Raw genomic sequence first — 20,504 nt, 5'->3', positions numbered from 1 at the left:
GGATTATCGCGATTTCGTACGCTCATTCTTTGTGATTGAGGCGGATGATGCACGAACCTATGTTGAACAGCAGTTGCTCGAAACCGCACGCCTTTGGCCAGACTTTCTGCTGCAAGTCAGTCCGTCCTATGCAAGAAGCAGTAGCGTTGATGATCTTGCAGGCGAAGGCGTATTGCATCCGCTTACCGCTCAGTTGTTCCGCATCGCAGATGGATCGCCGTTCCATCTGTATCAGCATCAAGTCGAAGCTCTTCGCATCGCCGCAGAGCATCAGAGCTATGTGGTCACCAGCGGAACAGGCTCCGGTAAGAGTCTGACTTACTTTTTGCCGATCATCGATCATTTGATCCGCAACCCGACGACAGATCGTGTTTCCGCGCTGGTGATGTATCCGATGAATGCATTGGTGAATTCGCAAGTGCAAGCATTGGAGAAGCTGCGAGACGCGTATCAGCATCGGACGGGCAACACTTTTCCTGTTTCATTTGCAAAATATACCGGGGAGTCGGGCGAGACCGCGCGAACCGAGATGCGAAACCATCCACCTCAAATCATGTTGACGAACTACATGATGGCCGAGTTGATGCTTGTTCGTCCCGAGGATGACCGCTTCTTGGATCGACGTCGCGGTGGTTTAGAATTTCTCGTGCTCGATGAACTGCATACCTATCGCGGTCGTCAAGGCGCGGATGTCGCCATGCTGATTCGTCGCCTCAAACAGCGTGCTGCATCCGAAGGCCTGGTTCACGTAGGTACGAGTGCGACAATGGTCGCGGATCGCAACGCAACGCCATCGCAGCGTCGTCAAACAGTCGCCGATTTCGCTTTTCAAATCTTCGGCCAGCGCATCACGGCGGAGCATGTCGTCGAGGAGACACTAGTTCCCTTTACACTTGGTGACCGCCCGATTGGAGCGGAGTTGATCGCAGGAATGCAAACGCCGGTTCCCGATACGTTGGAATCCTTTCGCGCCCATCCGCTTGCGCGCTGGTCGGAGTGGGAGTTCGGACTGCAGACGGAAGCTGAGTCTCGTTTGGCTAGGCGCGTACCGCAGACGCTTTCGACGGCTGCTCAGCGACTGGCCGATGAGACTCAGCAAGATAGACAGACGTGTCGAGAGCTGTTGCAAGCAGTCTTGAATCAAGGCGGACAGTTGTTGCGTGATGACGGTGGGCGGGCGTTTGCGTTCAAACTGCATCAGTTCATCGGCCAAGGCCGGGCGCTATTCGCTACTTTGGAACAGGCGGGCACACGAGAGTTTTCACTCGACGGCCAGATTCTAGCTTCGCCTGGTCGGTTGTTCGTGCCGGTCAAATTCTGTCGGAGCTGTGGCCAGGACTTTTATCATGTGACGCGGGACGATTATGGAGTATCACCGCACCCAGTCGGTGTGACGCAAGAGGATGGTGGACAGGCAGGGTACTTGATGCTGTCTCCTGCACGGAATGATTGGAGCGATGATCAGGTTCCGGATGAGTGGCGCGATGCACGGGGGCGTCTAACTCGGACTTGGCGTGAGCGAGTTCCGCAAGAGGTTTGGGTTGACACCGACGGCCGTTGTTATTCGCACCCGCATGCCAGCGCGATCAAGATGTGGTGGCAGAAAACGCCATTCTCCCTGTGTTTGCATTGTGGCGAGTTCTACACTGCTCGTGAGAGTGACTTCAGCAAACTGGCGTCAATTTCAAGTGAAGCTCGCAGTAGCGCGACTACGGTGCTTGCCAGTTCAATGCTTAGGCACAGCGGGATCTACGATGGACCTCGTGACAAACTGCTGACCTTCACGGATAACCGACAGGATGCATCGCTCCAGGCGGGACATTTCAACGACTTTGTTCATGTGTCTTTGTTGCGTTCATCTCTCTACGCTGCACTGGACCAACATCGCCGGTTAACCTTTGACCAAGTTGCTCGTGAAGTCGTCTCGCATTGCGGATTGGTGATCCGCGATATTGCGAAGAATGCCGAATTGGATCCGCAATCGAATGCGGCGGCGGAAGTTTGGCGGGCTTTTACCGAATTGACCGAGTATCGGCTCTACGAAGATCTACGACGCGGTTGGCGAGTCGTCCAGCCCAATTTGGAACATGTCGGTTTGCTCCGAGTAGGCTATCTTGCTTTGGAGGAATTAGCGCGCGACGACACTCTCTGGTCCTTTCACTCTTCTTTGGCTGACTTGCAGGCTGCCGATCGCGAAGCAATCACTCGTGCGATTCTCGATCAGTTTCGTAGAAAACTTGCGATTCGCTGTCGATGCCTTCAAGAGACTAATCAACAACAGCTGCGACGACGGGCTGAACAACACTTAAATGAATTTTGGGGACTGGCTCCAGCGACGAATGAGCTGCGTGTGGCAAATCGCTTTGTAAGGACAGGCGATTCGGCTCGGCCTGTGGACGGATTCAGCCTTAACACTCAAAGTGCCATCGGGAAGTTTCTTAGGACACAACTCGATTTGACGACGGCGGAATATCAACAAGTTCTCGACGGCCTACTCTCCTTGCTGGTCAGCAATGGTTTACTCACCAGGCTCGATCCAGTCGACGACCATCAGCTTTACCAATTGGATGCCGGTGCAATCGTTTGGCTACTGGGTGATGGCAGTCCGCCTCCGGTGGATTTGATGTATGCGCGTCGTGCAACGGGGCGAGGATATGACTCCACACCCCAGCCAGTAAATACATTCTTTCAACGTTTCTATCGGGATTCTGCGTCGTCTCTGGCGGAGATGGAAGCGCGAGAGCATACCGCTCAGGTCGTCAAGTCAGGAGAGCGTGAAAGGCGAGAACGAAGATTCCGCTGGGAGGACAGCGATCAGAGCAAAGAGCAGGAGCTTGGGCGTCGCCTGCCCTACCTGGTTTGTTCGCCAACAATGGAACTTGGCGTGGACATCGCGGACTTGGATTTGGTTCACATGCGGAACGTACCGCCAACACCGGCAAATTATTCGCAACGTAGCGGGCGGGCGGGGCGTCAGGGGCAACCAGGTCTGATTTTTACCTACTGCGGAGCTCTCAACAGTCACGATCAATATTTCTTCAACCGTCGCGAAGAGATGGTAGCAGGAAGTGTGCGCCCGCCTCGCCTTGATTTGTCGAATGAAGCGTTGATGCGAGCACATGTACAAGCTTCATGGCTAGCCGAAATTCGTTTGCGATTGGGCCGTTCAATCGAAGAATCAATTGACACGGATATTGACGAACGACTGCCGCTTAGAACAGATACTTCGGCCGCAATCGAGCTGAATAATTCCCAAAAGACTCAATTGTTTGCGCAGATCCGTCAATCTCTATCTGCGGATGTTGCGACGCTCAGCGCTTCGGGCTGGTACAGCGACACATGGCTGCGGCGGATCATCGACGACGCGCCAATTCGGTTTGACCGTACTTTTGATCGTTGGCGAGAGCTTTTCCGTAGTGCGACACGCCAGTTGCTTGAGTCGCAAATGGCTCTTTTGCGTGCACGCAAGCCCGAGGACCAAGACGCAGCAAACCGTCGACAACAAGAGGCACTTCGCCAGCGAAATCTGCTGTTGCAATTGAATACTGGCCGTGAAGAGGGGGATTTCTATCCCTATCGCTACCTTGCCAGCGAAGGCTTCCTACCAGGATATAACTTCCCGGCACTTCCCGTGCGCGCGTGGGTGCCGCGAGATGATGGCGAGTTTATCACTCGCCCAAGATTCCTTGCGATCAGGGAGTTTGCTCCAGGAAACATTATTTATCACGAAGGTAGTAAATGGGAGATTTCTAGCTTTCAGTCTCCCCCGGGTGGACTTGACGAGCGTCGTTTCCAGCGGCGGATCTGTGGAGTTTGCGGTGCATTCTGTGATTCGACTCTCGATATTTGTCAGGTATGTGACACTCGGTTCGATGGCCAGAAGAGCGAAATGGTTTCGTTGTTGGAAATGCCCAACGTCCGCGTTCGGCGTCGCGAGCGAATCACATGCGACGAAGAAGAGCGAAGACGACGCGGCTATGAAATCGAAACTGCTTTTCAGTTTGCGACGGAAGCTGGCGAGGCCCGCACATCCGAGGCGGACGTGATGTTTAACGGATCAACGGTGCTCCGATTCGTATATGCACCGGCGGCAAACTTGATCCGAATCAATCAGGGCTGGCGCGGCACGAACCGATCCGGTTTCCTCGTCGACTTTGAAAATGGCGAAATCGTGACAGGAGCCGCTCAGACGGGCGGTCCACCGCGAACCCGACGAATCGATCGTACGAAGTTGTTTGTCCAAGGAACACAGAACATTCTATTGGTTCGCTTTGTCCGTCCTGATCTTTTGAACAACGAAGCGGTGCAAATCACCCTGCAGTACGCGTTGCAACGCGGATGCGAGCAAGTGTTTCAGCTGGACGAATCGGAATTGTCTGTAGAAAGAATTGGTACGGGGTCTCACCAATCAATTCTGTTCTACGAAGCCAATGAGGGTGGCGCCGGAGTTTTGGCGAAGATTGTTGACAATCCGAACGTCTTGTCTCAGATCGCCAATGAAGCACTGGAGCGGTGTCATTTTGATACTGATGGAAATGATCTTAAGCCGGACTGTCAAACCGCTTGCTATGAGTGCCTGCTGAGCTTCAACAATCAAACGCAAGCGATGCAGCTTGATCGGTTCAGCGCGAGGCAGGTTTTGATAGATCTGTCACAGTCGCAAACATTGCCCAGGATAGGTGGACGAGATTGGGCCGCGCACCTCGAGTGGCTCAGGTCATTGACCGATTCTCGCTCAGAGATTGAAAGACGTTTTTTGACCGCCATCGCTGAAAGTCATCTTCGTTTGCCAGATGAGGCGCAGAAATCCATTGAAGAACCGCGATGTATCCCGGATTTCTTCTACTCCCCCAATGTCTGCATTTTCTGTGATGGGGCGGTTCATGACCAACCAGATCAAAGGGTCTTGGATGCAAGGCTACGTGAGGCGCTTTTGAATCGCGGCTACCGTGTCATTGTTATCCGATTCGATCAGCCACTCGATGACCAACTTCAAAATTACCAAGATGTCTTTGGAAGACCGTAAATGGCTGCAGTTTTGAATGAATCCTTCGCGAGATAACCTTGCGAACGCCAGTAAATCACGTTTTTCAGAAGGTATTTTTGCGGATCAGAAAACTTCCTTGACATCTTCAGTTTGGGTTTCGCTACTTTCTTACATGGCATTTCGCGCCATTTTCGCGAGGGGCTGTTCTCGCCAAACGAAACCAATCAGATTGTTAACCCACGGCGGCCGTCGTGACAGAGAGCGAGAGAGTCTAGTGGGGAGCGTGGCGACGCACCAATAACAGCCGCCCACGTGCGATCGGCCGAGAACCCTCTCGCAACGCCAGATCGCCGCAAAACCCTTGCCAGCAAGCCAAGAAACAACGAACGCCGGGAGCTTTCACTCTCGGCGTTGTGCGTTAACTCGTTTGTCGGCGGATATTCCGCAGACTAAATCAGCTCCCCCGGTAGGACTCGAACCTACGACATAGCGGTTAACAGCCGCTCGCTCTACCAACTGAGCTACAGGGGATCGTCGAAAGAGTCTAATTTAGCTAGGTCGCTTTGAAACGCAACACCCCTTCGACTGTTTGAGGGTAGAGCTGGGCGACTTTTTGTTTGGTATTTTCCGTACGACCTGACCTGCTTGCTCGACCTGGGGAGGTCAGAGCTAGCAAGACCCAAATCGGGCGAATATTGCGCGGTTGGTTTTGCCGGGATCAGGGGAAACTCTTCCGATCAGGCCATGATCTGCGGGCGATGGAATTGCCTGGGATCAAAGAGCTGACTGGCGCCGCGGCAAGGACCTGGAGTGAGACGCTAGTTTTTTTCGATCGTACTTGCAATGACGAACTACATCGTCACTGCGAGCGGACTTTCTGCATGAAAACAGAGTTTCCACGATCGTTGTACTGCACCTCCGTCATGTAGGCTTTGATCAACATGACTCCACGTCCCGATTCGTTTTCCAGATTCTCTTCTTCGGTCGGATCAGGGACCTCGACTGGATTAAAACCAGGACCTTCGTCGGTGATACGAAGAGACACGCGATCGGCTCCGACGTTCATCTCAATCTGAACGCTTTTTTCTGGATTGTAAGCGTTGCCATGCTTGATCGCATTGACGATTGCTTCTTCCGCGGCCAAATGGATACCGAACACGTCGGACATGCCCCATGAATGCTCTTCCAGCTTGGAAAGAAGCTGCTTCACAAGACGCTGGCCTTCATGCGTGTCACTCGGAATAGTTTCCGAGCAAGTCCACAGCCAATTGTTACTTGCTCCCATAGTTTCTTGGGGGTTTCGGGAGTAACGGGAGTGCGACCTGGTAAGAGTCGCGGGACGAGCCACTAGCGGATTGAAGAAAAGAGAATGACGGCGATTGCCTGCGGTAAAACATTCCTAGCGGTTCGAACGCTATCAACTACGATTTGAAAGCGGCCAAAGCTTCTGGGACATCATCCCGAATATCAAACAACTTGTTCAGTTTAGTAATCGCAAAAACTTCCATGATTTCGGGTCGGATATTGCTCATACGGAGCTTGCCGCTGTGAGCTTTGACCTGCTTTTCTAAGTTGATCAACTTGCCCAGTGCAGAACTCGAAAGGAATTCAACATGCGCAAAGTTAAGCAGGATGTTCTTCTTTTGATCGTCTTCGACCAGCGCAGTAAATTCCTGGCCAATCTCTTGAATTTGCGAATCGTCGAGAATCTTGCGATCAATAAACTGGACGACAGTTACTCCGCTGACTTCGGAAACCCCAAGACGCCTATGATCGGCCATTTATGCACCTCGCTGGCAATGAAGCAGTTCAGCCGTCGCTTTGCCCAAAAGCAGATCGGCCATTTGACGTAACCCGTTATTTCAAATGATATTCGTGCAAACGGTGATGTCAACGCCTCCTCTTGCTAGCAGTGGGCAAGTTCCTCGATTTCGCCGGCCTGTTTAGGCCGGTTCTACTGACGGCGGCCTTTGAGCGTCACATGCTCGATCAGCAAGTAGTTGGATCCGCGATACTCGGTCACGATTCCCGAGACCGTCCAAGTGATCTTGCTGGCCGACTGCTCCATCGATTGGGCAACCCGTTCCATGGTTAGATTCTCTAAGACATGGAAATCTTGCGTTCCGTCATCGCTGATAAAGTTCATCCGGTCCCCCACCCAGTCGAATTGTCCCACGCTATCGGTAATCCGTGTTCCTTCGCGAACGCGGTTCCGACGCCGCTTTTCGTCGGCCTGGGCGCTGGCTCGGTCGGTCACCACTTCGACGTCGGGAGCCGATATCGGGGGGGGAGTTTGCGATTGCTGTTGTGCCCGAGCGACAAACGGTAGGGCGGCAAGCAGCAAAACGGCGATCACGCCTAATATGCGTAACATGGGGAACTGCTGGTGAAGGGGTGCTGAAACTACTGCGACGTAGCAATTTTAGGACACGCTTCAGGGGCGCGCGGCCGTTGCGTTATTGCCACAAGGTTGTTTTTTCGCCTCGACAAAAACTCTTGGTGAGCGTGGTCAAAAGCGTGTAAGCTAATGCTTTGCAACGCTTTAGGATCCATTTGGCCGCTGGCTTGACTGCTTTGGCGCCAAGGTTGCATTTTGGCACGGAAGACCATTTGTCCGCCAGAATTCGCCGAGTCGCCGATATGTACCTCCAGATTACGACCTTCCTGACCTGGGTGTTGCTCTTCTGCAGCCAAGCCAACGGATCTGATATCACCGTCCTGCTACAAAGCGGACGATCGCTCACCGGGACGGTTTCGCCCAAATCGAACGATCTGCAATTGTGGCTGGCGAGTGGAAAATCAGGCGTCCAGATTGTGCGCCCGATTGATTGGGATCGCATTCAGTCGGCGAAGGTGGCCGGAGAGACTATTTCAGCCGACCAGTTGCGTCGGCAACAGATTGACCTGGTCGAAGAGACCGAAGTCCACTTGCGAAGCGAAATCATTGCGCGCCCGGTGCAACAGGCGTCCTCTCACGAAGAAGCCGCTTCGTACGTCCCGCTGCTGTCGTCGCTCCACGTGAGCGCCATGCTAGAGAACTGGGACTACGATCTGATCGCGGATGGCTTGTTGTTGTCGATTGACGCCAGGGATCAATTTGGACGCTCTATGGATCTGCAAGGGCAGTACGACGCAGAACTGTATGGCTTCAACCGATACGATTTTTACACGGTTCCCTCAATGCGGGGAGTTGTTTCTACCCGGCTTGGGCGTTGGGGAGGAAAAATCGAATCGTTGAACGGATCAACGTCGATCCGGCTCCCGTATCGGGGATTTAATCCCGAGATCGATGACACGCTGGCGCCCAACGGACTGCTGAAAGTCCGTGTGATTGTGCCAGGGCAGGGGGTATTTGAACGCAAAGTCGACTGGGTCCGAATTCGCACTTACTCTCCCTATCGCGACTACTTAGAGCTGAACCAGGGATCGAACTTGCCCTACAATCGGCGGTAGTTCTAGCCGGGTTTGGGCATCGCAAGGCTGTGTAAAATCAAGACGCCACCAACCGACATCAGCGCCCAACCAAGCCACTCGGGAGGATTGATGGTTTGCTTGTTGCCGGCTTGTCGTTCGGCGGCGGGCACAAAGGCGGGGGGAATCTCGCCAGATTCCGTCTTTTGCTTGACGATCCGCTTGGCGATAAAAGAGCTCGCCTCGGTCGTCAGCGTGACCGAATCAATCACGCGAAATTGGATCCCAAGCGCAAGCACGATCAGGCCGATCATGAAGTATTGATTGCGATTTAGTTCCATGGGTAAGCTCTCAGTCGTCGGGCACATGAGCAGATGTATCCGTTAATATCGAGCTAGCGACCCCAGAATTTCAGCTGTTTCTGTGGAGACAGGGTTATAGCGCCGATGACGATCGCAGGCATATTTCGGCCTGCACGCAGCATGGGGGGCAAGTGGGGTCGGTGCAGAATGGCAAAGTGGTCTAACATTGGCGCCGAGCGGTGACTGTTTCGGGCGCCAAATCCGCGTCCTTCTTAACTGCCATGTTCTCTGCTACCCACTACTAGGTGGATTGACGCGAATCGGCTAACTTACCGGATTAAATTGCGGAACCTATCTGAAGCTATCTTCCATGAATTCTGACGCCGTGTCCTCGATCCTAAGCGACGCCGAAAGCGACGCCGAGCGCGATGATCTGTGGTCGACCAGTTTTCTCGGTTTGGTCGTGACCCAGATGCTGGGTGCGGTCAATGACAATATCTTTCGCTGGTTCGTGATCGGTATCGGCAAGGAGCAAGTCGCTACCAATATCGCTTCGGTACTGATGGCCGGCACCGCTTGTTTCGTGCTCCCCTATATCTTGTTCGCGGCGCATGCCGGCTATCTGGCCGATCGCTACAGCAAGCGGACGGTGATTGTCTGGTGCAAATGGGCCGAAGTCGCCATCATGGCGCTCGGCATCCTGTTTGTGATGACAAACAGCTTTTGGTGGCTGTTGGCGACCGTCTTTTTGATGGGGGCTCAAAGTGCGCTGTACGGGCCTGCCAAATTGGGCGCCGTTCCTGAGATGCTGAAAACCAAACATATCTCGGCCGCCAATGGACTGCTGGGATTAGGCACCGTCATCGCCGTCGCGGTCGGCACCTTCGTCGGCAATTCGCTCAGCGACTGGACCGATCAGGGGACGACCAACATTATGTTGGCGGCGGCGATCTTGGTCGGCACGGCGCTCGTGGGCGTGGGAGCCAGTTTGCTGATTCAGCCGCTACCGGTCGCCAATAGCAGCTTGAAGTTTCCTTGGAGCCCGATCGTCGCGTTCCACGAAACGATCCGCAACTTGCGCGTCTTGGGTGAAGACCGCGCTATCTTACGCGTCGCGTTGGGCACCGCTTTCTTCTGGTCGCTGGCAAGTCTCGCGCAGATGAACATCGATCAATTCGCCGCCGAGGGTGGGACCACCACGCAGCAGCAAGTTGGCCCCCTGTTGATCGCACTGGTCTCTGGCGTTGCTGTCGGTTGCGTCCTGGCCGGCTACTGGTCGCAAGGACATGTCGAGCTTGGTATCTTGCCGTTGGGCGCCGCAGGCATGGCGCTTAGCTCACTGGCCTTGTCCTTTGTGCATGGCGCCATTGTAAATCCTGACGAGACGCTCAATGCGACTTACGGGATTACTTGCGTGCTGTTGTTTTCGTTGGGGGTATTCGCTGGGCTGTTCGAGGTTCCTCTGGCCGCATTCTTGCAACACCGGAGCGATCCGCGCAAACGCGGCGTCATCCTCGCCGCTTCTAACTTTCTTACGTTCAGCGGTTGCATGCTGGTAGCAATTTTATTTATGGGCATGCGCTGGCAAGTGCGTGAGGGCTCCGTCCAAAATATTGCAGCGGTCCAGTATGTAGGCTCCCCCGAATTTGAACGAGAGCTTGCGGCTCAAGTAAAAGCCCATCAGCAAGAGTGGGAAGCAGGCCAGGGGACACGCATCACGCTTGATCAGATTGATCGCTTCGCTACAACGGATGAGCAGCGCCGCAAAGCAATTGCTGAGTTGCTGTGGGTTGAGCTGTCCTACCGATTTAAAGTTGCCGACCCGGTCGATCGCAGCAATCAGCTTGCTCGGTTTCCAGAAGACAAACAGTTGGCGGCGGCAGTTTTTCAACAGGCCGCAGGCTTGCCTCTTCTGACGTCTCGTTTTATTTTCCTCTTCTGCTGCATCGCGACGGTGCCAGTGTTGTGGTATATCCTGCGACTGATCCCCCAGCCCACCATCCGCTTTTTCGTTTGGCTCGCCAGCGAAACCTGTTATCGCATTCGGGTTTATGACCGCGAAAATCTGCCGATCAATGGCGGCGCGCTCTTGGTCTCGAATCACGTTACCTATCTAGACGGAATATTGCTGCTGCTGACCAGCAGTCGTCCCGTCCGCATGTTTGTCTGGGCCGGGAATTTCCAGAGCAAATGGGCGCGCGAATTTGCCGAATGGCACGGCGCAATCATGATCGACAACGGCCCCAAAGGGATTTTAAAAGCGCTGCGCATCGGGAACGCTGCGATTAAAAATGGCGAGCTTGTATGCATCTTCGCCGAAGGTGGCATCACCCGCAGCGGCCAAGTACAGGGGTTCAAACGCGGCCTGATGAAGCTTGTTCAAGGGACCGATGCGCCGGTGGTGCCGGTTTATCTTGACGAACTATGGGGAAGCATATTCAGCTTTTCAGGCGGCAAGTTTTTCTGGAAGCGTCCCCAAGCCTGGCGGACGCCGATTTCGATTCACTTTGGCAAACCGATTGAGGCGCCCTACGACGTGTTTAAAATTCGCCAAGCGGTGCAGCGACTTGGTTCTCATGCATTTGCGGTACGACATGACCGAGTCATTCCTCCCGTCCAAAGTTTTATCGCCGCTTGCAAAAAGCGCCTCTTCAATCGTAAAGTCGCCGACTCGACCGGCGTCGATCTAACCGGCGGTAAGTTGCTGGCTGGTGCCATGATCATGCGGCGGTTGCTCAATCGTCACGTGCTGGCCGATCGCCAGACAGAGCCGATGGTTGGCATTCTGTTACCGCCTACCGGCGCCGGTGCGATTGTCAATGCAGCGCTGGCGCTTGATCGCCGGACGACGGTCAATCTCAACTACACCGTCGGCAATGAGGTGCTGAACTCCTGCATTCGCCAGGCTGGTATTAAGCATGTGCTGACTAGTCGCAAATTCATGGACAAGTTTGAGTATCAGCTCGATGCCGAAGTTGTTTTTCTAGAAGACCTAAAGACGAAGCCGACCACGTGGGACAAAATCGGCTGCGCGGCAGCTGCGTTTTTGACTCCTAGTCGCATCTTGAATTGGCAGTTGGGGATCGATCAGATTCAGCCAGAAGATCTGGTGAGCATCATCTTTACTTCTGGTTCCACCGGCGAACCCAAGGGCGTAATGCTCACGCAGGCGAATATCGCTTCCAACGTGCAGGCCGTCGATCAGATGGGGCATCTGCATAACAAAGATGTGATGATCGGCATCTTGCCCTTCTTTCATTCGTTTGGTTATACGTTGACGATGTGGCCAGTCCTGTCCCTCGACATCGCCGGCGCGTTTCACTTCAGCCCGCTCGATGCAAAACAGATCGGTCAGCTGACCCACAAATACGCCGGCACGTTGATGTTCTCAACGCCCACCTTTTTGCGCGGCTTTATGCGTCGCGTTGAACCAGAGTTATTCCGTACGTTGGAAGTCGTCATCGCCGGCGCCGAGAAACTGCCGCGTGATCTGTGCGATGAGTTCGAGCAACGCTTTGGCGTTCGGCCGGTCGAAGGTTACGGCGCGACCGAATGTTCGCCGCTGGTGTCGTGCAATATTCCCCCCAGTCGCTCGTTTGACAATTTTCAGCCCGATCGCAAAGAAGGGACCGTTGGCCGGCCAATCCCCAACGTCTCAGCGCGCATTATTGATCTCGATACGCACGAAGAGCTCGCGTCGGATCAGCAAGGAATGCTGCAGATCTCTGGCCCCAACGTCATGCTGGGCTATCTGCATCTCCCTGACAAAACCGCCGAGGTGCTGCACGATAACTGGTACACCACCGGCGACATGGCGGTGATCGACGAGGATGGGTTCATTTGCATCACCGGACGCATCAGTCGGTTCTCAAAGATCGCCGGCGAAATGATTCCTCATATTCAGATCGAAGACGCGCTGGCTTCGTCCCTTGGTCCGACCGAAGACGAGAAGCCGCGAATCGCCGTTTCGGCCGCTCCTTGCCCCAAGCGAGGAGAACGGCTCATCGTCCTCTACACCAATATTGATAAAACGCCTGAGCAACTGCGTGAAGCGCTGGTTGCTCGCGGTTTGCCCAACCTATTTATCCCGGGGCAAGATTCTTTTTACCAAGTTGCCGATCTGCCGCTGCTAGGGACCGGCAAGCTGGACCTGCAAGCAATTAAGGAGCTGGCGCTCTCACAGGCGAATCGATAGCGTAGCAGTCGGCCCAGCCCGAAGAACACCCAATAATCCCCCCTTCGCCAAATCTGTGGGCAAACCGACTGGAAAAGTTTGACATTCTCCAGACAGAATTCCATGATAGGGGGGGCGCCTAGCGGCAAGGAATTGCCGCAATATTCCGCCTGCTAAAGCGAATACCTGGTGAACATCTAGTAACTGGGGATTCGTTCCTCACGAAAGGGGCGGTAAATGACCACCATGTATTTGATCTGCGCCATTGTAGGCGGCGCCATCTTATTCATGCAGTTTGCGTTGGCGATCATCGGCATCGGCGGCGACTCGTTGGACTTTGAGCACGAAATCCCTGACGATTTCGACTTGCCGGATTCCGACCTGTCGACAACGGCTCATGGATCGACTTGGCTCTTCGGCGTGATTTCGTTCAAAACGATCGTCGCTGCACTCGCCTTTTTCGGTGCTGCCGGCATGGCGGCCGAATCGGCCGGAGCTGGTGGATTCGCAGGACTAGCGATTGCAACCATCTTTGGTCTAGCGGCAATGTATCTGGTCCACTGGATCATGTTGTTCGTCTATCGACTCGGAATCGATGGCACGGTCAAAATTATGGATGCCGTAGGACTGCCGGCCAAGGTTTATGTGCCAATTCCCGGAGAAAATCAGGGGCAGGGTAAAGTCCAAATGCAATTGCATAACCAGATCGTCGAGTACGCGGCAATGACCGCCGAAACCGAAAAACTCTCGACCGGAACGCCGGTTCGCGTGGTGCGAGTGATCGATGAAACGACACTCGAAGTCGCCCGCCTATCGGCATAGTCGTTAACTCTGTCATAACCCGCGTCGCTGTAACTTCTACGTGACGCATTTCACTGGCGATCTCCTCGCGCCTCGCAAGGGGCGACGTACACCTATTTAGGCACGAAGTTCACACCCACACGAATTGGATCGTCCATCATGCTTAATGCTCTCCCCTCACTCTTTGCCCTCTTTGGACTTAGCGACACCGTTTTTTGGACGCTGGTGATCCTTGGGTTCATCCTGATGATCTTTTTTGTGGCTCTGATCTTCATCGCCAAACAATACAAACGCTGTCCCTCGAACCGCGTGCTGGTCATCTATGGTCGCACCAACAAAGGAAGCGCCGCCAAAACAATTCATGGTGGAGCCGATCTGGTTTGGCCGTTGATTCAAGACTACGCCTATCTCAGCCTCGAGCCGGTCCAGATTGACATCCCGCTTCGCGGCGCCCTGTCGTCCGAAAACATCCGCGTCAACGTACCCAGCTGCTTCACCGTCGCGATCGGCACTTCGCCCGGCGTGATGGATAACGCGGCCGTCCGTTTGCTCGGTTTGACCGTCGGCGAAATCCGCAAGCATTCCGAAGAATTGATCTTCGGCCAGCTGCGTCAGGTGATCGCGTCAATGCGGATTGAAGAAATCAACCGTGATCGCGATAAGCTGCTCGAACATATCCAAACGTCGCTGGAGCCGGAGTTGAACAAGATCGGACTGATCTTGATCAACGTCAACATTACCGACATCACCGACGAGTCAGGCTACATCGACGCGATCGGCCAGAAAGCGGCCTCGCTGGCGATTCAAAATGCTCGTGGTGACGTCGCCGAAAACTTGAAGATGGGCGAAATCCGCGTCGCCGAAGCTGACAAAGCCAAGTTGGTCTCGGTCGCGCTGGCCCAAAAAGAACAAGTCATCGGCACCCGCGAAGCCGAACGCGATCAGTCGATTCGCGTCGCCGAAATGCAAAAAGAACAAACGATCGGCGAACGGACCGCTGAGTTCGAGCGTGAAGCGCAGGTCAAGAACGCCGAGCGTGACAAACGCGTGAAGATCGCCGACGCCGACGCGACCGCGATCGAAGGCGAAAACCTCTCGAACGCCAAGATCGCCGCCTCGCAAGCCGCGCTCGCCGTCAAGCGGGCCGAAGCTTATCAGATCGGCGAAACCCGCAAGAAAGAGGCCGAAGCGGCGGTGCTGGAAGCGCAAAACCGCGCTATGGCCAAAGCGGCCCTCGCCGAAGCCGAACGCGTGGAAGCCGAGAAGCGTGCGTTGTTAGAAGCTCCGGCCAAAGCCGAAAAAGCGAAGATGGAAGTCGACGCCTCGGCCGAAGCATCCAAGCGCCGCATTCTGGCCCAAGCCGACGCCGATGCGATCTACGCTAAGCTAGAAGCCGAAGCCCGCGGTGAATACGAGAAGCTGGCCAAGAAGGGTGAAGGTCTCAAACAAATCGTCCAAGCGTGCGGCAGCTCGAAAGAAGCGTTCCAGCTCATGCTGCTCGAACATCTCGACAGCCTGGCCGAATCGTCGGCCAAAGCGATCTCGAACATCAAGTTCGACAAGGTCGTCGTCTGGGAAGGGGGCGGCAACAAGGATGGCCGCAGCAGCACCGCCGATTGGCTGTCCGGCATGGCCAAAACCTTGCCCCCGATGATGCAAGTGCTAAAAGACATCGGCGGCGTCGAACTGCCCGAAGCCTTCATCCGCTACGCCGAAGATGGCCCCGAAGGCTTGGCCAAGTCGATGGAGTCGAACGGAGCAGTCGCCACGGCCGCGAAGGAGGAAGACGAAGACGCGTAAGCGGTTTCGAGATCAAAACACCATGTATTACGCAGTCGCTTTCCGGAAAAGCGGCTGCTTTTTTATGCGCCAGGCTACTCGCTACTCTTCATAAAACCGACCAACAGCCAAGTGCTTCGATTCTATGCTTTGACACCCGATTAGCACCGTCTGTTCTTCTCGATCGGAATATATGTCGATTGACAAGGTGCGCGGAACTTAGGTCGATTGGGTGTTGGATAAAAACAGCAACAGCGGCTGGCAGTCTGAAGTAGCCTGGGCGCCATGGCTAGTTTCGGTAGGCCGCTTTGGGCATCGGTCCGAGGGAGCGTTGGCAAAGATTGTCCCTTGAAAAAGTCTTAGGATCTAGTTATGATGTATTCGTACATTTAAGTGCGCCGTGCGACCTGCTGGTATCAGTTTGGCGGGGCTTTGTCGTTGAAGATCGACAACTTCGAGAGAGGTTGCCGGGCCTTTTTGCTGCGCGGTAATTGGTTCTGGGGCATTGAGCGGCAAATCTGTCGAATGCGCACCTACGGAGGTGGCCCAATTCGGCGAAAAAAAACGACGTGGTCCGGTCCGCTCTGTCCGCGCCGAAAAAAACAACTGCAGGCTGGTCCAGTCCATTTGGCTGCTCAGAAAAAAATGATTCAGTCCGGTCCGGTCCAGAGTCCACTCAGCCGCTCAGAAAAAAAACATAGCAGTCCGGTCCGGTCGGTCAGGCTTTGTCGCTAAACCACGCAGCTTAACACCCAGGCAGCATGGGAGGTTCGACAAAAAATTTCGTTTGCGGTCCGGTCCAGTCCGCCAACGCCGCAGAGAGCCTGCATTCACCCGGGATACGCCGCCTAAGGTGATTCGATATTTCGTCATTGATTCGACATTCTGATTTCGACCTTCGTCATTGAAATCCGGTCGCATTCACCCGTGAAATTTGGCCCCTCAAGAAAATTCGGAAAAATCTTCCCACCCTGGGACCTATCGTGTCACGGCCCTGGGCGAAGCTATATCCGTCGCAGCAACGCGGCCGCAAGAAGTGAAAAACAGGCCCCTCGGTGAATAAGGAAATTTCCCATGATTCAGCACGAAACGCTCCTCTCGCATGCCCCATTGTTCGACGACGTCCTTTCCATCTCGCAGGCGCCGTTTGACGACAGCTGCCTGGACGACTTGTTCGAGGGCGCCATGGTCGATCCCCGGCCTTACCAGTTGCGGATCGCGTCGAAAGCGATCGCTGCCTTTGAAGCACACCGAGCGGATCCGTTTCATGAACTCTCTGCTTCCGGGGCGTCGGTCTTGGTCGAAAGTCCGACCGGCAGCGGAAAGACAGTCATGGGATTGGGCATCGCCCAGTGGATGCAAAAACATTATGGGCTAAGCATCGGGTGGGTTTCGATGCGTCGGAATCTGCTGCAACAAGCCCAGGAAGAAAATCTACGCCGTGGGTTTGACGTCAAGCTTGAGCTGATTTCGATGTTCGACAAAAACCCGCCCAAGGTCGATATGCTGATCGTCGACGAAGCGCAGCACGACGCCGCTAGCAGCATGGCCAATCTGCATTGTTCGGTTCGTCCGACCTACATTTTGGGACTGACGGCGACGCCGTTTCGCAGCGATCGGGTGAAACTTTGTTTTGATACGGTGATCAAAGACGCGGGGATTCACCAGCTGATTCAAGATGACTACCTAAGCCGGTTTCATCACTTCACGATTCCGGAATATACGCCGGAAGCGGTCGCCGAACACTACGCTCAAAGCCCTCAACATTGGGGCAAGTCGATCATGTTTTTCCATCGTCGCCAACAGTGTGACATCGCACAACGCGCACTCTCGCTCTACGGCATTCGCAGCGAAGTGGTGACGGCGACCAGTGATCGCGATCGCCAACTGGCAGATTTTATCGCTGGACGCGTGCAGGTGTTAATCAACATGAGCATCTTGACCGAAGGCTTTGACTGTCCCGATTTGAAAACGGTTTTTTGCCGACCATCGAGCCGGGCCTGCACGATTCAGATGTGCGGACGAGTCTTTCGCAAGCATGCGGCCCATCCGTTCAAACAGATCGTGCAATGCCGTAACACGCCACATCCAATCTTGAAAACTGCGACTGCCGCCGAGCAGTATGTCTGGAACGGCGAGCAATGGCGCAGCCTGAAGATGAATCGCGAGATCAGTAAAATCAGCACGCGGACGCGGCAGCTGATCGCCGGCGCCGAAGTCAAACTGCCAAAATTGGTCGCCGCGGCCCGCACGTCGAAACCGTTTTGGCAGCAGGTTCGCGAAAGCTTTTAGTCAAATCAACACCGTTGAAGAGTTGGGCGCCACGACTGTTTGAGCCGCGCGAAGCGCCGATCGATCCGAACTTTCACCCCCCAGGCGAACGAAGACACGGCTCACAGCGCCGTGGCACACGGAAAAACTGATCCACTTCCAAAAACCCATGCACGGGAGACGATGCGATGAAATGGAACTTCGAATACGGAAATGCCCGAATTAAAGATTTTCAAGTCGCCGCCGAGCGCGATCAACGCAGCGGCAAGGTGCACGTTAAGTCGATCGATCTGCACGGTGAGAAGCTAACGCCGACGCCGCGTTTCTGGCGATCGATGTTCATTCGCTTCGGTTTTTCGGAGAGCGTCTTCCGTTACTTCGATCATGGCGAAGTCTTTCAGCGTATCGCCGCGCGGACGCCCAGCGATACGGTCCGCTTTTGCGTCGAGCGCTCTGCTAAGGGAAGTCCTCGTTTGCTGTCGGTCAGCAATCCCAAGCGGCCGGTGATCATGCACGACGAGGTGATCGACCTAGTGCAGCGTTATGACGGAGACGACGTCGACTATGCCAACGGCATGATCACTAGCACGCATCGTCCCCGCAGCGGCGATTGCACGTTTGAGATCGGCGGCGATCATTTCAAGCATCGATTTGTGATGGAGACCCCGATCGACGGCTTCAGCCAACCGCGGATTTTTCTCTCATTTTTGCGGATGGTCTGCTCGAATGGGGCGATCGGCTATAGTCGCGCATTTCGCAGTGACGTCAGTTTGGGCAAAGACATTGGCCACTGCATCAGCCGGGCGCTGGACAGTTACGACAACGGCGAAGGCTATGCGGCGTTGCGACAGCGGTTTGAAAGCGCGCAAACATCGTGGGCGTCGCTGCACGAGTGCAACGCACTGTATAAGATCTTGTGCAAGTTTGATCGCAGCAAATCGTTCTCGGCCGAGAGCGTGATTCCCGACTTCCATAAAATGACAGGGCGCCTGCACGAACTGTACGGAATGGCCAATCTGGACGCGCTGAGCGAGAAGCGACAACGTATTTTGCCGGCGAAATGTCGGATTTATGACCTGGTAAATTTCGCCAGCGAGGTCGCCACGCATCACAGTGACGCGGACGCCAATCGTAGTCTGCAAGCTTATATTGGCAGCCTGATTTCGGACGAATATGACATGGAAGGCACAGCCGCTGATTCGACCGAGTTTGCTGATCTGCTGCTAGGCGAGTCGGCCGCGACCCTCAATTAACCGCGCGACCGTTGCCGACGGGGGCTGCTGCGGGTTACACTGCCAGTTCAAGGAGCGACGTCGCTCTAACCGCGTGAAGCGATTCGCAACTTCGTTCACGGAAGAACTGGTCCGGTGGCACGCAACGAACAACTGATCCGTCAGCATAAGATCCTGCAAATCCTCGAGCATTCGCGCTATGGGTATTTGCTGGAAGAAGTCCGCGACGATCTGGTCAGCCAATTGGGCCTGACGTCGCTGCATGTCCGCACGGTTCGCCGTGATCTAGAAGCGTTACAAGCGGCCGGAGTCGACGTCGACTCGCACGAATCGCCGCGCGGGCGCGTCTGGAAAATGGGGACCGGCGCTCGCGGGATGCACAAGATCAACGCATCGGCCACCGAACTGATCGCACTGTCGCTGGGACGCGATCTTATGTTGCCGCTGGCCGGAACGCCGTTTTGGATTGGGATTGAATCTTTCTGGAACAAGATCAAGGAAGAGCTGCCTGACGGAATCTGGGATCACTATCAAAAATTTCGTCAGGTGCTGCATGTCAGTGGGATCACCCCCAAGTCTTACAAAGATCAAGAAGGGGTGCTAAAGACGATCAACCGCGCGATCCAACAGCATCGTGTCGTGCAGATCTCGTATCAAACGCTGGGCCAACCCAAACCCAAAGAGCGCGAGATCGAACCGTACGGTGTGGTTCTCTATCAATCGAGCATCTACATCGTCGCGGCAGCGCGAGAGGTCGAAGATCTGGAAACTCGAGTGCGACATTGGAAGCTTGACCGCTTTAAAAAGGCGGAGGCGCTGGACGCTTATTTCAAACCGCCCAAGGATTTTGATCTCGAACAACACTTGGCGCAATCGATTGGTATCTTCGCCTCCGAAAAACCGCAGAACTTTAAGATCAAGATCAGCAGCTTTGCGGCGGCCTGGGTGCGCGAAGATCCTTGGCACCCCGAACAAAAGATCGAACCGCAAGAAGATGGCAGTGTCATATTGTCTGTCAAAGCGGCGAACGATTTAGAGATCATCCCCCGCGTGTTGGCGCTTGGCGCCGAAGCCGAAGTGCTGTCGCCGGCTTCGTGCCGCAAAGCAGTCGCCGAACGAGTCAAGCGACTTGCCCAGATTTACCAAATCGACTGACGCTTCCAGACGACGACGCCTTGAGCGTCTGGCAAGATGCGTTGCTGTTCCGTCAGCTTGTCAGGACTCGCGTACAGATAAGCGGTCGCCGAGATTTGTTGTCCATCAAACGTTTCGCAAGGTAACTCTTCGCGGCCATACAACCGCGGATAGTCTTCGACTTCATCCAGAGTCTTGAGCACCGCAGCCGCGTCACGATGCTTGAAGATCCAAAGTTCCCCTTGGATGCGATCTCCACCATGGACGAGGCCTGGATATTCGCCCAGTTCGTAAAGTCGACCTTGGGTGAATGCGGTGACTACGGTCAACGGCCGAGCAGGCCAAAACTTTTCCCGCTCTTCGCCTCGCTTCAAGGTTCCATAGGCGAAGAATGCGGTGATTTCGTGGGCCAT

15 protein-coding genes, 1 tRNA gene and 1 pseudogene are annotated in these 20,504 nt (G+C 54.7%); 9 read left to right on the top strand and 8 right to left on the bottom strand.

Annotation, left to right across the window (positions count from 1 at the left end; translation table 11 throughout):
- Positions 1 to 22 precede the first annotated feature (22 nt).
- Positions 23 to 343: a hypothetical protein gene (locus tag SH421x_RS19585; protein ID WP_488856513.1), complete on the bottom strand. Its 321-nt coding sequence runs from the start codon at positions 341 to 343 to the stop codon at positions 23 to 25.
- Here SH421x_RS19585 and SH421x_RS19580 point away from each other — a divergent pair.
- Positions 281 to 712: pseudogene (locus SH421x_RS19580) on the top strand (DEAD/DEAH box helicase); the annotation flags it as partial. The gene SH421x_RS19585 and the pseudogene SH421x_RS19580 overlap by 63 nt on opposite strands.
- Here the strand turns inward: SH421x_RS19580 and SH421x_RS19575 are convergent.
- A complete protein-coding gene (locus tag SH421x_RS19575) occupies positions 635 to 862 on the bottom strand; it encodes a hypothetical protein (protein WP_488856511.1) in 228 nt (75 codons plus the stop codon). The pseudogene SH421x_RS19580 and the gene SH421x_RS19575 overlap by 78 nt on opposite strands.
- 69 nt (positions 863 to 931) lie before the next feature.
- Here SH421x_RS19575 and SH421x_RS19570 point away from each other — a divergent pair, with 69 nt between their 5' ends.
- The gene (locus SH421x_RS19570; protein ID WP_488856456.1) at positions 932 to 5,026 is read left to right on the top strand and encodes a Zn-binding domain-containing protein; all 4,095 of its coding nucleotides are present in this window, start codon (positions 932 to 934) and stop codon (positions 5,024 to 5,026) included.
- A gap of 419 nt (positions 5,027 to 5,445) precedes the next feature.
- Here SH421x_RS19570 and SH421x_RS19565 read toward each other — a convergent pair.
- The 4 genes from SH421x_RS19565 to SH421x_RS19550 all read right to left on the bottom strand — a co-directional run bounded on the left by SH421x_RS19565 (position 5,446) and on the right by SH421x_RS19550 (position 7,361).
- Positions 5,446 to 5,518, bottom strand: a tRNA-Asn gene (locus tag SH421x_RS19565).
- 328 nt (positions 5,519 to 5,846) lie between these two features.
- Entirely contained in the window at positions 5,847 to 6,197 is a 351-nt protein-coding gene (locus SH421x_RS19560) for an ATP-binding protein (protein ID WP_488851663.1), read from the bottom strand.
- A gap of 211 nt (positions 6,198 to 6,408) precedes the next feature.
- On the bottom strand, positions 6,409 to 6,768 hold the full coding sequence (locus tag SH421x_RS19555) for an STAS domain-containing protein (RefSeq protein WP_488851661.1): 360 nt from the start codon (positions 6,766 to 6,768) through the stop codon (positions 6,409 to 6,411).
- A gap of 173 nt (positions 6,769 to 6,941) precedes the next feature.
- A complete protein-coding gene (locus SH421x_RS19550) occupies positions 6,942 to 7,361 on the bottom strand; it encodes a hypothetical protein (protein WP_488851659.1) in 420 nt (139 codons plus the stop codon).
- 236 nt (positions 7,362 to 7,597) lie between these two features.
- Between SH421x_RS19550 and SH421x_RS19545 the strand changes: the two genes are divergently transcribed.
- A complete protein-coding gene (locus SH421x_RS19545) occupies positions 7,598 to 8,440 on the top strand; it encodes a hypothetical protein (RefSeq protein WP_488851657.1) in 843 nt (280 codons plus the stop codon).
- A 2-nt stretch (positions 8,441 to 8,442) separates the two neighbouring features.
- Here SH421x_RS19545 and SH421x_RS19540 read toward each other — a convergent pair whose 3' ends face one another.
- Positions 8,443 to 8,739, bottom strand: coding sequence for a hypothetical protein (locus tag SH421x_RS19540; protein WP_488851655.1), 297 nt, complete (start codon positions 8,737 to 8,739; stop codon positions 8,443 to 8,445).
- Positions 8,740 to 9,070: 331 nt separating this feature from the next.
- Between SH421x_RS19540 and SH421x_RS19535 the strand changes: the two genes are divergently transcribed.
- The 6 genes from SH421x_RS19535 (at position 9,071) to SH421x_RS19510 (ending at position 20,112) form a co-directional block, all read left to right on the top strand.
- On the top strand, positions 9,071 to 12,895 hold the full coding sequence (locus tag SH421x_RS19535) for an MFS transporter (protein ID WP_488851653.1): 3,825 nt from the start codon (positions 9,071 to 9,073) through the stop codon (positions 12,893 to 12,895).
- Positions 12,896 to 13,111: 216 nt separating this feature from the next.
- Positions 13,112 to 13,696, top strand: coding sequence for a hypothetical protein (locus SH421x_RS19530; RefSeq protein WP_488851651.1), 585 nt, complete (start codon positions 13,112 to 13,114; stop codon positions 13,694 to 13,696).
- 138 nt (positions 13,697 to 13,834) lie between these two features.
- A complete protein-coding gene (locus SH421x_RS19525) occupies positions 13,835 to 15,475 on the top strand; it encodes a flotillin family protein (RefSeq protein ID WP_488851649.1) in 1,641 nt (546 codons plus the stop codon).
- A gap of 1,053 nt (positions 15,476 to 16,528) precedes the next feature.
- Positions 16,529 to 17,746 (top strand): DEAD/DEAH box helicase, encoded by a 1,218-nt coding sequence (locus tag SH421x_RS19520; protein WP_488851647.1) that lies wholly within the window; start codon positions 16,529 to 16,531, stop codon positions 17,744 to 17,746.
- A 167-nt stretch (positions 17,747 to 17,913) separates the two neighbouring features.
- The gene (locus tag SH421x_RS19515; RefSeq protein ID WP_488851645.1) at positions 17,914 to 18,978 is read left to right on the top strand and encodes a DUF932 domain-containing protein; all 1,065 of its coding nucleotides are present in this window, start codon (positions 17,914 to 17,916) and stop codon (positions 18,976 to 18,978) included.
- 114 nt (positions 18,979 to 19,092) lie between these two features.
- Complete coding sequence (locus SH421x_RS19510) at positions 19,093 to 20,112, top strand: helix-turn-helix transcriptional regulator (protein ID WP_488851643.1); 1,020 nt, start codon at positions 19,093 to 19,095, stop codon at positions 20,110 to 20,112.
- On the opposite strand, the gene SH421x_RS19505 is transcribed toward SH421x_RS19510, so the two are convergent.
- Positions 20,097 to 20,504 carry a gamma-glutamylcyclotransferase family protein gene (locus SH421x_RS19505; RefSeq protein ID WP_488851641.1) on the bottom strand — a complete coding sequence of 136 codons (408 nt, stop codon included), beginning with the start codon at positions 20,502 to 20,504 and terminating at the stop codon, positions 20,097 to 20,099. The two genes, SH421x_RS19510 and SH421x_RS19505, sit on opposite strands and share 16 nt — an antisense overlap.

The sequence above is a fragment of the Blastopirellula sp. SH421 genome (assembly GCF_057808535.1).
This window is presented reverse-complemented; position numbering and strand designations above follow the sequence as displayed.

Bases quoted from the DNA above. Each gene is read 5' to 3' on its own strand.
- SH421x_RS19540 (WP_488851655.1), bottom strand. From the start codon at position 8,739: ATGGAACTAAATCGCAATCAATACTTCATGATCGGCCTGATCGTGCTT.
- SH421x_RS19555 (WP_488851661.1), bottom strand. From the start codon at position 6,768: ATGGCCGATCATAGGCGTCTTGGGGTTTCCGAAGTCAGCGGAGTAACT.
- SH421x_RS19515 (WP_488851645.1), top strand. From the start codon at position 17,914: ATGAAATGGAACTTCGAATACGGAAATGCCCGAATTAAAGATTTTCAA.
- SH421x_RS19585 (WP_488856513.1), bottom strand. From the start codon at position 343: ATGATCGATGATCGGCAAAAAGTAAGTCAGACTCTTACCGGAGCCTGT.
- SH421x_RS19530 (WP_488851651.1), top strand. From the start codon at position 13,112: ATGACCACCATGTATTTGATCTGCGCCATTGTAGGCGGCGCCATCTTA.
- SH421x_RS19550 (WP_488851659.1), bottom strand. From the start codon at position 7,361: ATGTTACGCATATTAGGCGTGATCGCCGTTTTGCTGCTTGCCGCCCTA.
- SH421x_RS19535 (WP_488851653.1), top strand. From the start codon at position 9,071: ATGAATTCTGACGCCGTGTCCTCGATCCTAAGCGACGCCGAAAGCGAC.
- SH421x_RS19520 (WP_488851647.1), top strand. From the start codon at position 16,529: ATGATTCAGCACGAAACGCTCCTCTCGCATGCCCCATTGTTCGACGAC.
- SH421x_RS19525 (WP_488851649.1), top strand. From the start codon at position 13,835: ATGCTTAATGCTCTCCCCTCACTCTTTGCCCTCTTTGGACTTAGCGAC.
- SH421x_RS19570 (WP_488856456.1), top strand. From the start codon at position 932: ATGCAAACGCCGGTTCCCGATACGTTGGAATCCTTTCGCGCCCATCCG.
- SH421x_RS19505 (WP_488851641.1), bottom strand. From the start codon at position 20,504: ATGGCCCACGAAATCACCGCATTCTTCGCCTATGGAACCTTGAAGCGA.
- SH421x_RS19575 (WP_488856511.1), bottom strand. From the start codon at position 862: ATGCTCCGCCGTGATGCGCTGGCCGAAGATTTGAAAAGCGAAATCGGC.